This is a genomic window from Pseudomonas entomophila, from assembly GCF_023277925.1.
GTDB lineage: Bacteria > Pseudomonadota > Gammaproteobacteria > Pseudomonadales > Pseudomonadaceae > Aquipseudomonas > Aquipseudomonas entomophila_D.
Genome location: NZ_CP063832.1, coordinates 4943211 through 4957934 on the forward strand (window position 1 = coordinate 4943211; position 14724 = coordinate 4957934).

Annotated in this window: 11 protein-coding genes, 1 tRNA gene and 1 pseudogene; 7 read left to right on the top strand and 6 right to left on the bottom strand. The window is 64.4% G+C overall.

Annotated features, from left to right (window positions below; translation table 11 throughout):
* Positions 1-10: 10 nt before the first annotated feature.
* The 4 genes and pseudogenes from IM733_RS21975 to IM733_RS21990 all read right to left on the bottom strand — a co-directional run bounded on the left by IM733_RS21975 (position 11) and on the right by IM733_RS21990 (position 2360).
* On the bottom strand, positions 11-223 hold the full coding sequence (locus tag IM733_RS21975) for a hypothetical protein (RefSeq protein ID WP_248918442.1): 213 nt from the start codon (positions 221-223) through the stop codon (positions 11-13).
* A gap of 66 nt (positions 224-289) precedes the next feature.
* Positions 290-601, bottom strand: a complete 312-nt coding sequence (locus IM733_RS21980) for a hypothetical protein (protein WP_248918443.1) — start codon at positions 599-601, stop codon at positions 290-292.
* A gap of 173 nt (positions 602-774) precedes the next feature.
* Positions 775-1001 (bottom strand): annotated as a pseudogene (locus IM733_RS21985) (LuxR C-terminal-related transcriptional regulator); the annotation flags it as partial.
* A 66-nt stretch (positions 1002-1067) separates the two neighbouring features.
* Positions 1068-2360: an HlyD family secretion protein gene (locus tag IM733_RS21990; RefSeq protein ID WP_248918444.1), complete on the bottom strand. Its 1293-nt coding sequence runs from the start codon at positions 2358-2360 to the stop codon at positions 1068-1070.
* Between the two features lie 456 nt (positions 2361-2816).
* On the opposite strand from IM733_RS21990, the gene fdnG reads away from it, so the two are divergent.
* The 7 genes from fdnG (at position 2817) to IM733_RS22025 (ending at position 12013) form a co-directional block, all read left to right on the top strand.
* The gene (gene fdnG, locus IM733_RS21995; protein ID WP_248918445.1) at positions 2817-5885 is read left to right on the top strand and encodes a formate dehydrogenase-N subunit alpha; all 3069 of its coding nucleotides are present in this window, start codon (positions 2817-2819) and stop codon (positions 5883-5885) included.
* Entirely contained in the window at positions 5885-6835 is a 951-nt protein-coding gene (gene fdxH / locus IM733_RS22000; protein ID WP_248918446.1) for a formate dehydrogenase subunit beta, read from the top strand. Before fdnG ends, fdxH begins: the two co-directional genes overlap by 1 nt.
* A complete protein-coding gene (locus IM733_RS22005) occupies positions 6832-7488 on the top strand; it encodes a formate dehydrogenase subunit gamma (protein ID WP_248918447.1) in 657 nt (218 codons plus the stop codon). The genes fdxH and IM733_RS22005 overlap by 4 nt, the downstream gene beginning before the upstream one ends.
* Before the next feature lie 4 nt (positions 7489-7492).
* Positions 7493-8419 carry a formate dehydrogenase accessory protein FdhE gene (gene fdhE / locus IM733_RS22010; RefSeq protein WP_248918448.1) on the top strand — a complete coding sequence of 309 codons (927 nt, stop codon included), beginning with the start codon at positions 7493-7495 and terminating at the stop codon, positions 8417-8419.
* Positions 8420-8564: 145 nt separating this feature from the next.
* Complete coding sequence (gene selA / locus IM733_RS22015; RefSeq protein WP_248918449.1) at positions 8565-9992, top strand: L-seryl-tRNA(Sec) selenium transferase; 1428 nt, start codon at positions 8565-8567, stop codon at positions 9990-9992.
* Entirely contained in the window at positions 9989-11911 is a 1923-nt protein-coding gene (gene selB, locus IM733_RS22020; protein ID WP_248918450.1) for a selenocysteine-specific translation elongation factor, read from the top strand. The genes selA and selB overlap by 4 nt, the downstream gene beginning before the upstream one ends.
* A 6-nt stretch (positions 11912-11917) precedes the next feature.
* Positions 11918-12013, top strand: a tRNA-Sec gene (locus tag IM733_RS22025).
* 118 nt (positions 12014-12131) lie between these two features.
* On the opposite strand, the gene IM733_RS22030 is transcribed toward IM733_RS22025, so the two are convergent.
* Together IM733_RS22030 and IM733_RS22035 are read right to left on the bottom strand one after the other, a co-directional pair.
* The gene (locus IM733_RS22030) at positions 12132-13121 is read right to left on the bottom strand and encodes an asparaginase (RefSeq protein WP_248918451.1); all 990 of its coding nucleotides are present in this window, start codon (positions 13119-13121) and stop codon (positions 12132-12134) included.
* A gap of 75 nt (positions 13122-13196) precedes the next feature.
* Entirely contained in the window at positions 13197-14639 is a 1443-nt protein-coding gene (locus IM733_RS22035; protein WP_248918452.1) for an alanine/glycine:cation symporter family protein, read from the bottom strand.
* Between the last annotated feature and the right edge of the window lie 85 nt (positions 14640-14724).

The following is a 14724-nucleotide window of genomic DNA, read 5'->3' on the forward strand; positions in this document are numbered from 1 at the left end:
AGAAAATTAGTTACTTTGCCAGGTCGAAGAAAACGGCGATGGGGTAAGACCAGCGATCTGATAGTGCAGCGGCAATGATGGCGGGTATGCCAACCATTAGCGGCATCTCGACGGTTTTTGATAGCGTAATACCCAAGAGCCGTAAAAGACCTTTTATTATCAGTGCCCCGCCCAGGACCACCGCCACACACAGGAGTAATCTGACCAGCTCGACATTGTCCATTGCACACGTTCTCCCACGGCTATCGGCATTCTGGAAACACCGATAACCGTGCAGGTAGGGTTGGGGTTAGCGGTTGTAGTTGGTGCCGGCGGCATCCATACCACTGGTGATGAAGCCGCCGATCATGCCGCCGTAGAAGGCTGACTGCCCGCCACCGATCGCCATGGAGGTGCTGGCGCCAATGCCTGCGGGGCCGGTAAAGAAGCCGACTGCGGCACCGCCGGCCACCGTACCGATAAAGCCGTTCATCGAGCCGCCACCCGCTGCGGCTTCATAGCCGATGTAGCCCGCACCCGCGACAACGGCACCGGCGACAGCACCGGGGATTCCGAAACCACCCGCGACGACTTCCAGGTCTTCAACTTTAATTTCTTTCACGCGATCATCCTCATCATTGTTGTGATGGCCGATATCAGTAGCTTGTTTTTATTGAACGATCAGGTTGGCTGGTGTGGCATCTTCTGTGTGGGTTGCAGGCTCAGAGGCGTCACTGCAATGCCCAGGTAGTTTTTGAAAAAACACTGGCATGATCGATCGGCGGCGATAATAGTTGTGTGTACGGGTTGGCTGTATCCGACAGATGTAGGGGGCGCGGTCAGTACCGGGTTTTCGAGGCGATCAACTCCATGCGGGTACGGACTCCGCGCTTGCGCAAGAGCGCTGAGACATGATCGCGCACGGTGTAGTCGCTAATATTCAGGTCGAGTGCAATCTGTTTGTTGGTTTTCCCAAGTAGCAGCAACTGCAAAACATCCGACTCTCTTCTGGTCAGGTCCATAACGGTTCCGTAATACTTTTCTTTGTTAGATGTCCCAGTCACCCGGGTTTCGCTCCCAGGCCTGAATCAATTGTGCAGCCTGCCCGTCACCGAATAGAGCGGTTCCAGTGCCCATTCATAGAGCCGTCGTCGGTCCTGGAGTACATCCGCTTCCAGCAGCATGCCTGCCTGCAGCGGTTGAGGCTGCCCGTACAAGGCGATGTCGGGAGAGTCGAGTGTCACGGTGACTCGGTAGAACAGTTCGGCCGACGCGCCTTGCCCTTGCAGGGCGGTGGCGATGTGCGCGGGTAGCTCCTGCGTGGCATAGGGGCTCTTCGCAACATCGACGACGCGACCGTGGGCCATGCCGAACTTCTGGTATGGATAGGCGGCATAGCGCATCAAAACCTTCTGGCCCGGCTCGATAAAGCCTGCCTGACGCGGCGCGGCATACAGGTGGGCATACAAGGTGGCGCCCTGGGGGATCAGGCTGGCCAGTAACGCACCGGCATTCACCTGCTGCCCCACCTGCGCACTCAGCCCGGTCAGAGTGCCAGCGTAAGGCGCCACATTGATCAACTCGCTACGCGCCTGGTTTTCGGCCTGCTCCTGCTTGACCAGTGCGGTGGCGCTGTCGGCCTCGCTCATCTCGCTACGATGACGCAGCTCGGCTTCCTGGCGCTGAGCCAGCAACCCGGTGCGTTCGCGCTCCAGGCTGGCGCGTGCCCGTTGGTTGCCCTGCAACTGCCCCTGCAGGGTCAACCAGTCGCCCTCGGCCTGTTGCAACTGCGCCACTGAAATGAAACCGGCATCGACCAGCTCCTGCTGGCGTCCCAGTTGCACTTTTGCCAGTTCCGCACGGCGTTGCAGCAGGCGGACTTCCTCGGTGAACTGCTGAAGCTCACTGGCAATCGTCGCCAGGCGAGTGTCGAGCATGTGCAACTGGCCTTTCAGGCGCTCGTCCGCCAGTGTTCGGTTGCGCAGCAACAGGCTCAGGCGCTGCCCCAACTGATCGGCGATCATCGCCTGTGTCCCACCAGCCCCGGACAAGCGTTCGCCGGAGATCACGAACAGTACATCACCCTTTGCGACCTGCTGACCTTCCACCGCACGAACCTGTGTCAGCAAGCCCGCCCCGCTGGCGGTCAGGCGCAGCATGCCGTGCTCCGGCATCAACAGGCCGCGCACAGTGGCTTTGCGGGTATAGGTTCCAAAGTAGGCGAATGCCGCGATCAACACGATCAGCAGGCCGGCCACCAGGGCGGCGACGCGGTACCCCCACGGCTGATGGATCAAGACATTGCCGAAGCGCTGTTCCTGAACTGCCGCGACGGCTTCCGGGCGGAACAGGGGAGTGGCGGCGGCTGAAGGGGCGGGCATCAATGCGAACCTGTTGAAATTATCATGGGCGTCTTCCTGCGCGGCGCGGATGATAATTCATGGCGAATAGTAACAATATTCATTTGTGAAGAAATCCGAACATATATGTTGCCAATCGTTTCCTTGTTGGGAAGCTCTGCGTTGGGGGTCTTGAGGCATCAAGGGCCTATCCAGCCTCTGGGCGGTGCGGTGTACGATCGTGTCCCAGGAAGTGGTGTAACTGATCCGGCCGATAGCGTTCTCAGCGGCAGAACAGGTAGGAACCCTCCTGCAGGCTCGTCGTACTTGAGAGTGGCCCAGCAATAGCCCGGCTCCCACTCAAATCATGACCCAGGTCATCCCACTTCCCGATTTCTTGGCTAGTCTTAACCGTTGGCGGCGTCTGCCTGCCGCCACCGTGAAGTCCCTGAGGCGCCGGCCATGTCCCGCGCGCCCGAACCTGATCAGGAGTGCACGATGGACCTCAACCGTCGGCAATTCTTCAAGGTCGCCGCCGTCGGCCTTGGAGGCTCGAGCCTCGCGGCGTTGGGCATGGCCCCGACACCCGCGTTCGCCGAGCAGGTGCGCCACTTCAAGCTGGCGCACACCAAAGAAACCCGTAATACCTGCCCCTACTGCTCGGTCGGCTGCGGCCTGATCATGTACAGCCAGGGTGACGCGGGCAAAAACGTCAAACAGAACATCATCCACATCGAGGGCGACGCGGATCATCCGGTCAACCGCGGCACCCTGTGCCCGAAAGGCGCGGGCCTGCTGGACTTCATCCACAGCCCCAGCCGCCTCAAGTACCCCGAGGTGCGTAAACCGGGCAGCAACGAATGGACCCGCATCGATTGGGACGAAGCCCTCGACCGCGTCGCCGACCTGATGAAACAGGACCGCGACGCCAACTTCATCGAGAAGAACGCCCAGGGCCAGACGGTCAACCGTTGGCTCACCACCGGCTTCCTCGCCGCGTCGGCCGCTTCCAGCGAAGCGGGCTACATGACGCACAAGGTGATCCGTTCGCTGGGCATGCTGGGGTTCGATAACCAGGCGCGTGTCTGACACGGCCCGACGGTGGCAAGTCTTGCCCCGACGTATGGCCGTGGCGCGATGACCAATCACTGGTCTGACATCGCCAACGCAAACCTGGTCCTGGTGATGGGCGGCAACGCCGCTGAAGCGCACCCGTGCGGCTTCAAGTGGGTGACCGAAGCCAAGGCGCACAACAAGGCGCGGCTGATCGTGGTCGACCCACGGTTTACCCGTACCGCCTCGGTGGCCGACTACTACGCGCCGATCCGTACCGGCAGCGACATCGCCTTCATGGGCGGGCTGATCAACTACCTGCTGAGCAACGACAAGATCCAGCACGAGTACGTGCGCAACTACACTGACGTGTCGTTCATCGTCAAAGACAGCTATGGCTTCGAGGATGGGCTATTCAGCGGCTACGACGCGGCCAAGCGCACCTACGCCGACAAGTCAGGCTGGGGCTACGAGCTGGGCGAGGACGGCTTCGCCAAGGTCGACCCGACGCTGCAGCACCCGCGTTGCGTCTATCAATTGATGAAGCAGCACTACAGCCGCTACACGCCGGAGCTGGCGAGCATGACCTGCGGCATGCCCCAGGACCAGATGATGAAGATCTGGGAGGAGATCGCCACCTGCTCGGTGCCGGGCAAGACCATGACGATCCTCTACGCCCTGGGCTGGACCCAGCACTCCATCGGCGCGCAGATCATCCGCAGCGCGGCCATGGTGCAGTTGCTGCTGGGTAACGTCGGCATGCCGGGCGGCGGGGTCAACGCCCTGCGCGGGCACTCCAACATCCAGGGCCTGACCGACCTGGGGCTGCTGTCGAACTCGCTGCCGGGCTACCTCACGCTGGCTGGCGACGCCGAGCAGGACTACGCCGCCTACATCGACAAGCGCGCCTCCAAGCCGCTGCGCCCGGGGCAGCTCTCCTACTGGCAGAACTATGGCAAATTCCACGTTAGCTTGATGAAGGCCTGGTACGGTGCCAACGCCACGGCACAGAACAACTGGGGCTACGACTGGCTGCCCAAGCTCGACGTGCCGGCCTACGACGTGCTGCGCATGTTCGAGATGATGGGCCAGGGCAAGGTCAACGGCTACATGTGCCAGGGCTTCAACCCGATTGCCGCGCTGCCGGACAAGAACCGCGTCACCGCGGCCCTGGCCAAGCTCAAGTGGCTGGTGATCATGGACCCGCTGGCCACCGAAACGTCCGAGTTCTGGCGCAATGCCGGCGCGTTCAACGATGTCGACACGGCCAACATCCAGACCGAGGTAATACGCCTGCCCACCACCTGCTTCGCCGAGGAGGACGGCTCGCTGGTCAACAGCAGTCGCTGGCTGCAGTGGCACTGGAAAGGCGCCGACGGCCCGGGTGAAACCCGCACCGATGTGCAGATCATGAGCGAGCTGTTCCTGCGTCTGCGCAAGCGTTATCAGGCCGAAGGCGGCGCCTACCCCGACCCGATGCTCAATCTCAGCTGGCCGTACAAGGTCCCGGAAGAGCCTTCGCCCGAGGAGCTGGCCAAGGAGATGAACGGCTGGGCGCTCAGCGACCTCACCGATGCCACCGGCACCACCCTCAAGGCCGGCCAGCAGTTGGCCGGCTTCGCCCAGATGAAGGACGACGGCAGCACCGCGTCCGGCTGCTGGATCTTCGCCGGCAGTTGGACCGAGCAGGGCAACCAGATGGCCCGGCGCGACAACAGCGACCCGTACGGCATGCACCAGGTGCAGAACTGGGCCTGGGCCTGGCCAGCCAACCGGCGCATTCTCTACAACCGTGCTTCCAGCGACCCGCAAGGCAAGCCGTGGGACCCGGAGAAGAAGCGCCTGGTGTGGTGGAACGGCAAGGCCTGGACCGGCACCGACGTGCCGGACTTCAAGGTCGACTCGCCACCGGAAGCGGGGATGAACCCGTTCATCATGAACCCCGAGGGCGTGGCGCGGTTCTTCGCCGTCGACAAGATGGCCGAGGGGCCGTTCCCCGAGCACTACGAGCCGTTCGAGACCCCCATCGGCATCAACCCGCTGCATCCGCAGAACAAGAAGGCCACCAGCAACCCGGCCGGGCGGATCTTCGATTCGGTGTGGGGCACCCTGGGCACGCACGACGAGTTCCCCCATGCGGCGACCACCTATCGGCTGACCGAGCACTTCCACTTCTGGAGCAAGCATTGCCGGCTCAACGCTATCGCCCAGCCCGAGCAGTTCGTCGAGATCGGCGAGGTGCTGGCCAACGAGAAAGGCATCAAGGCCGGCGACCGGGTGCGGGTGTCGAGCAAACGCGGGCATATCGATGCGGTGGCGGTGGTGACCAAGCGGATCCGTCCGCTGCAGGTCAACAACCAGACCGTGCACCAGATCGGCATCCCGTTGCACTGGGGCTTCACCGGCAGCACGCGGCACGGCTACCTCACCAACACCCTGGTGCCGTTCCTCGGTGATGGCAACACGCAGACGCCGGAGTCCAAGTCGTTCCTCGTCAAAGTGGAGAAACTCTGATGGCCAGCCAAGACATCATCGCCCGCTCGGCCACCACCACCGTGCCGCCCTCGGTACGCCAGCAGCAGGAAGTCGCCAAGCTGATCGACACCACCAAGTGCATCGGCTGCAAGGCCTGCCAGGTGGCATGCTCGGAGTGGAACGAACTGCGTGACGAGGTCGGCCACAACCACGGCACCTACGACAACCCCCAGGACCTCAGCGCCGAGACCTGGACCCTGATGCGCTTCACCGAGCATGAGCGCGATGACGGCAACCTGGAGTGGCTTATCCGCAAGGACGGCTGCATGCACTGCGCCGACCCAGGCTGCCTGAAGGCGTGCCCGAGCCCGGGAGCGATCATCAAGCACGCCAACGGCATCGTCGATTTCAACCAGGACCACTGCATCGGGTGTGGCTACTGCATTACCGGCTGCCCGTTCAACATCCCGCGCATCTCGCAGAAGGACCACAAGGCGTACAAGTGCACCCTGTGTTCTGACCGCGTGAGCGTGGGCCTGGAGCCGGCCTGCGTGAAGACCTGCCCGACCGGGGCGATCGTCTTCGGTAGCAAGGAGGAGATGAAGGTGCATGCCGACGAGCGCATCGTCGACCTGAAGTCGCGGGGCTACGACAAGGCCGGGTTGTACGACCCGGACGGAGTCGGCGGCACCCATGTGATGTATGTGCTGCACCACGCCGACACGCCGCGGATCTACGCAGGCCTGCCGGACCAACCGGTGATCAGCCCGTTGGTGGGGCTGTGGAAGGGCTTCAGCAAACCGCTGGCACTGCTGGCCATGGGCGCGGCGGTGCTGGCTGGGTTCTTCCACTACGTGCGCGTGGGCCCGCAGCGGGTCGAGGCGGACGAACACCCGGCACCTGTGGATAACAGCGTCCACCAGGTCGATCCGGCGGTGCATGTCTATGATCCGAACCGCCCGGGCGGGCAGGGGGAGCAGCGGCCATGAACGACAACAAACCCATCCTGCGCTACAACGCCAACGAGCGGAGCAACCACTGGATCGTCGCGATCCTGTTCGTGCTGGCCGGGCTGTCGGGGCTGGCGCTGTTCCACCCGGCGCTGTTCTGGCTCAGCCACCTGTTCGGCGGCGGGCCGTGGACACGCATCCTCCACCCGTTCATTGGCGTGGGCATGTTCGTGTTCTTCCTCGGGCTGGTGCTGCGCTTCTGGCGCGCCAACTTCATCACCGGCAACGACCGCCTGTGGCTGCGCCGCATCGACCAGGTGATGCTGAACAAGGAGGAGGGCGTGCCGCCGATCGGCAAGTACAACGCCGGGCAAAAGCTGCTGTTCTGGACGCTGCTGGCGTGCATGCTGGTGCTGCTGGTCAGCGGCGTGGTGATCTGGCGTGCGTACTTCAGCCACTGGTTCGGCATCGAGGTCATTCGCCTGTCCACGCTGCTGCATGCCCTGGCGGCGTTCGTGCTGATCCTCAGCATCATCGTGCACATCTACGCCGGGATCTGGATCAAGGGCTCGATTGGCGCGATGCTGCATGGTTGGGTGAGCCGCGCCTGGGCGCGTAAACACCATGAACTGTGGTACCGGGAAGTGACCGGCGACAAGACGCCACACAACCACGGTGGAAAAGAAGGATGACCGTTTGAGCACGATTCTCGAACCTGGGCAGATCGAAGCGTCGGCGGTGATGCCGCCGTTTCTGCACCTGCCCCCCGCCAACCTCTTCGAGGTGCGCGCCGCGCGGCTGGAGCACCTGGCCGAAGGCCATGCACTGGGTGACTACCTGCGGCTGATGGCCCGGTTGTGCCGGATGCAGCAGCAGCTTGTGGATAACCCGCCCGCTGACTTGCCTGTGGCCGAAGAGCGCCAGCGCCTGTGTGTAAGTCATGGCCTGCCACCTCTGGCGGCCGACAGCCTGGTGCGTGAAGGGCCGTGGCTGGTCTGGTTGCAGGCGTTGCTCGAGTGCTTCGAGGCCGAGCCTGGCGGGCCTTTGGCTGAGGCGTTGAGTGCGCTGCTTGGGAGTGACGATGCCCAGCGCAAGGGCTGGGCGATTGCCCTGCTCGGCGGCCAGTACGACGCGGTGCCGGCGGCACTGGTGCCCTTCATTGGTGCTGCGTTGCAGGCGGCGTGGTCCAGCTGGCTGCTGGCCTTGCCCGAGCCGGAGCTCAAGCCTGCAGGCAGCCTGGCCCAGTGCCCGGCCTGCGGATCGCCGGCCATGGCCGGGGTGGTGCGCAACCGTGGCAAGCACAACGGCCTGCGTTACCTGGCATGCTCGCTGTGTGCCTGCGAATGGCATGTGGTGCGGGTCAAGTGCGTGTACTGCGAATCGAGCAAGGATTTGCGCTACAGCAACCTTGAGGATGATCGGCACGCACCAGGCAAGGCGCCGCTGCGCGCCGAGTGCTGCCCGGGGTGCGAGCGTTACCTCAAGCAGTGTTACCTGGAGAACGATGCTGCGGCCGAGCCGCTGGCTGATGACCTGGCGAGCCTGGCGTTGGACATGCGGCTGGACGAGGAGGGTTTCCATCGGCTGGCGCCCAACCTGCTGCTGGCGCCGGGGGGAGGGTAACAGGTCTACACTGCATTACCGAGTTGCCCCCGTTCGTCGGCAAAGCCGGCTCCTACAGGTGTCTCGGCGGCACCTCTCCTGCAGGAGCCGGCTTTGCCGGCGAAAGGGCCAGACCAGACAACGGATCAGTCATAGGTAGTACCGCATGTCTTCAAGCCTCGCCAGCGACACCCCACGTTTGCCCTCCATCGATACCCTGCTGCGTCACCCGGTTTGCGCGCCCCTGATCGATCGCCATGGCCGCGATGCCGTATTGGCTACTTTGCGCCAGTTGCTCGACGACCTGCGCGAACCGGCCCGTCTGGGCCAACTCGGCGCCGCCGAACTGGCCGCCGAAGTGCTCCTGGGCCGTGCCGGCGAGCGCCTGGCCATCCAGCAACGCAGCCAGGTGCGCCGCGTCTTCAACCTCACCGGCACGGTACTGCACACCAACCTCGGCCGAGCACTGTTGCCCGAAGAGGCGATCGATGCCATGCAGACCGCCGCCCGCTATCCATTGAACCTGGAGTTCGATCTCGACACCGGCAAGCGCGGCGACCGCGACGACCTGATCGAAGGCCTGATTCGCGAACTGACCGGCGCCGAAGCCGTCACCGTGGTCAACAACAACGCCGCCGCCGTGTTGCTGGCGCTCAACAGCCTGGGCGCGCGCAAGGAGGGGATCATCTCCCGCGGCGAACTGATCGAGATCGGAGGCGCCTTCCGCATCCCCGACATCATGGCCCGCGCCGGCGTGAAGCTGCACGAGATCGGCACCACCAACCGCACCCACGCCCGCGACTACGAAGGCGCGATCAACCCGCGCACCGGCTTGCTGATGCGCGTGCACTGCAGCAACTACAGCATTCAGGGTTTCACCACCCAGGTGTCCACCGCCGAGCTGGCGCGCATTGCCCATGAACATGATCTGCCGCTGCTCGAGGACCTGGGCAGCGGCAGCCTGCTCGACCTGACCCGCTGGGGCCTGCCGGCCGAGCCGACCGTACGTCAGGCGCTGGCCGACGGCGCCGACATCGTCACCTTCAGCGGCGACAAACTGCTCGGCGGGCCGCAAGCCGGGATCATCGTCGGGCGCAAGGACCTGATCGCCAAGATCAAGAAGAACCCCCTCAAGCGTGCCTTGCGGGTGGACAAGATCACCCTCGCGGCGCTGGAAGCCGTGCTGGCGCTGTACCGCAACCCCGATCGCCTGGCCGAGCGCCTGCCAAGCCTGCGCCTGCTTACCCGGCCCCAGGCCGAAATCGCCGCACAGGCCGAACGCCTGGCGCCTGAGCTGGCCGCCCGACTGGGTGCACAGTGGGAGGTTCGCGTCGAAGCGGCCCTGGGCATGATCGGCAGCGGCAGCCAGCCGGTGGCGCGTTTGCCAAGCGCGGCCTTGTGCCTGCGTCCACAAGTGTCGAAGAAGTTGCGCGGGCGCAGCCTGCATGTGCTGGAGCGGGCGTTGCGCGACCTGCCAGTGCCGGTGCTCGGTCGCATCGATGACGATGCATTGTGGCTCGATCTGCGCCAGCTGGATGACGAGGCCCAGTGGTTGGCGCAACTGCCGGCGTTGCAGCTGGGGCCAGCGCAGTGATCGTCGGTACCGCCGGCCATATCGACCATGGCAAGACCGCGCTGCTTCAGGCCCTGACCGGCCAGGCCGGCGATACGCGCCAGGAAGAGCGTGCCCGCGGCATGACCATCGACCTTGGCTACCGTTACGCGGCGCTGGCTGAAGGCGCGCCGTTGACGGGGTTCATCGATGTGCCTGGTCATGAGCGCTTTATCCACAACATGCTCGCTGGCGCTCATGGCATCGACCTGGTGCTGCTGGTGGTGGCCGCCGATGATGGCGTGATGCCGCAGACTTGCGAGCACCTGTCGATCATCGAGCTGTTAGGCATTCCCCAGGCGCTGGTGGTCATCAGCAAATGCGACCGGGTCGAGCCGGCGCGGTTGGTCGAGGTCCAGGGCCAGGTCATAGAACTGCTCGCGCCTGGGCCCTATGCCGGGGCCCGGCAATTCCCGGTTTCGAGCCTGTCCGGCGAGGGCATCGACGCCCTGCGCGAGGCCTTGCTGGCGGCCGAGGCGCATGTTCGCCAGCGCAGCGTGCGCGGCGGCTTCCGCCTGGCCGTGGACCGGGCCTTCGCGGTTTCCGGGGCAGGGGTGGTGGTCACCGGCACGGCGCTGGCTGGGCAGGTCAGCGTCGGCGACACCTTGCTGTTGGGCAAGGCTGGCAAACCAGTGCGGGTGCGTGGCCTGCACGCGCAGAACCAGGCGGCATTGGTGGCCGAGGCTGGGCAGCGGGTGGCGTTGAATATCAGCGCGGAAAAGCAATCGGCCGAGCAGGTACATCGCGGCGATTGGTTGCTACCTGAGTGGTTGCATGAACCCAGCGTACGGGTCGATATCGACCTCACGTTGCTGGCGGGAGAAACCCGCCTGTTCGAGCATTTCAGTGCGGTGCATGTGCACCTGGGGACCCAGGATGTCACCGCCCGGGTCGCGTTGCTCGAAGGTGAACGGCTCGGGGCTGGTCAGCGTATGTTCGCCCAGTTGCTGCTCAATGCACCATTGCAGGCGGTGCATGGAGATCGCTTGGTACTGCGTGACCAGCGCGCCCAGCGCACGCTGGGTGGTGGCCGTGTGCTGGACCCGTTCGCACCAAGCCGGCAAAGGCGAAGCGAGGTGCGCCTGCGCCAGTTGCAGGTGCTGCGCGAAGCCGACAACCTTGAACAGGCGCTGCCCGCCCTGCTGGAGTCGGCCCCCGGCGGTATCGAGCCCCAGCGTCTGGAGCGCCAGTTCAATCGCCTGCGCGAGACCTGGCAGTTGCCGGATACGGTGTTGGTGATTGCCACGCGTCAAGGTCAGCTGTTGTTCGACCGTATACAGTGGCAGGTGCTCAAACAACAGGTGCTGGAGCGCCTGGCGCAGTTCCATGAACAGGAGCCTGATCAGCTTGGCCCGGACCGTGATCGACTGCGCCGCTTTACCGCACTGCCATTGGAGCGCCCCGCGTTTGTCAGCCTGTTGGATGAGTTGCTGGGCGAAGGCGCGATCAGCAGCAGTGGCCCATGGCTGCACCTGCCGGATCACCGGGTCCAGTTGAGCGACTCGGACACCGCGTTGTGGGAGCGGTTATTGCCGCGCCTGTTGGCGGGCGAGTTCGATCCGCCCTGGGTGCGCACCCTGGCTGGCGAGGAGGGTTGTGCGGAGGCTGACGTGCGCCTGTTGTTGCGCAAGCTGGCCCGGTTGGGTTTGGTGCACCAGGTGGTGCGTGACCTGTTTTACCCGGAGACGACGCTCAAACGCATGGCAGAGCTGCTGTTGCGTCAGGCCGAGACATCGCCGATAGTGCAGGTCGCGGCGTTTCGCGATGGTTTGGCCATCGGTCGTAAGCGCAGTGTGCAGATCCTCGAGTACTTCGACCGCGTTGGCCTGACCCGGCGGGTCGGTGACCTGCGTCATATCCGCGTCGACAGCGCCCTGGCCCAGCCGCAACGCGGGCCCTGATTTCAAGGAAGGCAATCGCGCCCGGTGGCGCGGCCGGGCTTCAAACCCGGTTGGGGACGGCAGCCGTTCCCGGGCAGGTTCGACTCCCGCTGCCTTCCGCCAATTCTTCCTGAGGGCGATCAGGTGCTGGGCGACAGCCTTGCAGCGCTTTCAAGACCGAGCGCCGCGCAGGCGGCGCTCGGTTTGATAGACGACACAACTCCTTTGGCGAACGCCCTGCCTAAGCGCGTTCGCCGCACAGGTCCAGCGCGAACCAATGCTCCGCCGCCTGCACGTCCAACCCTGCGCCTAGCAGCGCAAACAGTTTGCCCAGCGCTGCCTCGCGGGTCATGCCGCCGCCACTGACCAGCCCGGTATCACGCAGGCGGCTGCCGGCCGCGTAAGTGTCGAACACCACCGACCCTTCCGGGCATTGGCTGATGGCGACGATCATCACGCCACCCTGGCGGGCGTCGTGCAGCACGTCGAGCAGTGCCTGGTCGTCGGATGGCCCGGTACCACTGCCATAGCACTCCAGTACCAAGCCCTGGATGCCACTGTCGAACAGGCCACGCAGGTGCTCGGCGGCAAGGCCTGGGAACACCGGCATGACCGCCAGCTTGACCGGCTGGCGTGGCTGACGGTAGTCCAGGCGAGTCGGCAGCTCAGGCGCGCGCTCGCCCTCACGATGGCGGGGCAGTACGGCGAAGGCGTCGAACGCCTCGCTGCGCAGCTTCGAGGCGCGGCAGCCGTGCAGTAACTGGCCGTGGAAGTACAACTGCACGCCGTCTTCCAGGCCGCTTTCGAACAGATTCAGGGCGCCGACCAGGTTGGCCCAGGCGTCGCTGTCCGGCACGCCGGCTGGCAGCATGGAACCGGTCAGCAGCACCGGCACCGGCAGGCCCAGCAACAGGAACGACAGGGCTGCGGCGCTGTAGGCCAGGGTGTCGGTGCCGTGCAGCACCAGCACGCCGTCGTGGTTGTCGCGTTCGACCGCCTCGACGATGGCGTCACGCATCGCCAGCCAGTTGGCCTGTTGCATGTTGGCGCTGTCGATCAGTGGGTTCAGTTCACGCAGCGACCATTGCAGTGTCGGCGCATCGCCGCTGGCGGCGAAGTGCTCGCGCATGCGCGCTTCGAAGCCACCGGCCGGCGCGAGGCCTTCGGTGGTCTGCAGCATGCCGATGGTGCCACCGGTGTATAGGACGAGAAGATTCTTGACTGCACGCATGGGAGGATTCCGTAGCGATGTAGCGAAAGAAGAGGCAGCCGCCCACGAACGGGGCGGCTGGGGCAGGGGAGAATATCAGTGCTGAGCGTGCGCCTGGGCGGCGGCTTTGTCAGTGGCTGTTTCAGCCTGCGGATTGGCCGGCCAAGCGGCACGGTCCAGGTCCAGGTCGGCGAACTTGCTGGAGTCGAACACCGGCTGCTTGATGCCCGCCTTGCGTTGTGCGTCGTAGTCGCGCATCACGCGCAGGCCGACCTTGAACAGCATGGCCAGGGCAATCAGGTTGACGAAGGCCAGGCAGGTCATGGTGATGTCGGCAAAGGCGAACACGGTCGACAGGTCCTGCGTCGAACCCCACACCACCAGCGCCAGCACCAGGCCGCGGAAGGTCATCAGCACGGTGCGGTTGCGGCTGAGGAATTGCAGGCTGTTCTCGCCCAGGTAGTAGTTGTAGAGGATGCAGGTGAAGACGAACAGTGACAGTGCGATGCTGACGAACAGGCGGCCCCAGTCACCGACCACAGCGGCCAGCGAGTTCTGGGTCAGGACGATGCCGTCACCTTCGAAGCCAGGGGTGTAGAAGCCCGACAGCAGGATCAGCAACGCGGTGCAGGTGCAGATCACGAAGGTGTCGAGGAACACGCTGAAGGCCTGGACCACGCCCTGGGCGCCCGGGTGCTTCACCGCGGCCACGGCGGCGACGTTCGGCGCACTGCCCAGGCCCGCTTCGTTGGCGAACACGCCACGCTTCACGCCCATGACGATGGCGCTACCAAGCAGGCCGCCGAACGCCGGGTCGAGGCCGAAGGCGCTCTTGAAAATGGTTTCCAGCATGGCCGGCACGTGTTCGATCTGGGTGCCGATCACGTACAGGGTCACGCCGATGTAGGCCAAGGTCTTGACCGGTACCAGCAGGTCGGAAACCGCGGCGATGCGCTTGATACCGCCGATGAAGGTCAGGGCCAGCAGGGCCGCCAGGACGATACCGGTGTGTTTGGGGTCGAAGGCAAAGGCGTTCTGCAGCGAGTGGGTCACGGTGTACGACTGCAGGCCGATGAAGGCGAAGCCGTAGGTGACCAGCAGCAGGATCGAGAACACGATGGCCATGCTTTTCAGCTTCAGGCCGTGCTGGATGTAGTACGCCGGGCCACCGCGGTACAGGCCGTCGCCATCGGCGCGCTTGTAGACCTGGGCCAGGGTGCACTCGAAGAAGCTGCTGGACATGCCCACCAGCGCGGTGACCCACATCCAGAACACGGCGCCTGGGCCGCCGAGGGTCACGGCGATACCGACACCGGCGATGTTACCGGCGCCGACGCGGCCGGCGAGGCTCAGCATCAGGGCCTGGAACGAGCTCAGTTGGCCTGCCTGGCCGCGAAGGGATTCCTTGAAGACACCGAACATGTGGCCGAAGTGGCGGAACTGGACAAACCGCGAGCGGATGGTGAAGTAACCGCCGAGTCCGACGATCAGCACGATGAGCAGTTTCCCCGAAAGGAAATCGTTGAGTGCTTCGAGCATTGAAAAATGACCTCGATTCTTATTCTTCGTGTGGAAAGACCAGCGGACGGCAGGCGCACCGCTATTCGTTGGGGCGCATGGTTGG

Bases quoted from the DNA above. Each gene is read 5' to 3' on its own strand.
- IM733_RS22035 (WP_248918452.1), bottom strand. From the start codon at position 14,639: ATGCTCGAAGCACTCAACGATTTCCTTTCGGGGAAACTGCTCATCGTG.
- IM733_RS22030 (WP_248918451.1), bottom strand. From the start codon at position 13,121: ATGCGTGCAGTCAAGAATCTTCTCGTCCTATACACCGGTGGCACCATC.
- fdxH (WP_248918446.1), top strand. From the start codon at position 5,885: ATGGCCAGCCAAGACATCATCGCCCGCTCGGCCACCACCACCGTGCCG.
- IM733_RS21975 (WP_248918442.1), bottom strand. From the start codon at position 223: ATGGACAATGTCGAGCTGGTCAGATTACTCCTGTGTGTGGCGGTGGTC.
- selA (WP_248918449.1), top strand. From the start codon at position 8,565: ATGTCTTCAAGCCTCGCCAGCGACACCCCACGTTTGCCCTCCATCGAT.
- IM733_RS21990 (WP_248918444.1), bottom strand. From the start codon at position 2,360: ATGCCCGCCCCTTCAGCCGCCGCCACTCCCCTGTTCCGCCCGGAAGCC.
- IM733_RS22005 (WP_248918447.1), top strand. From the start codon at position 6,832: ATGAACGACAACAAACCCATCCTGCGCTACAACGCCAACGAGCGGAGC.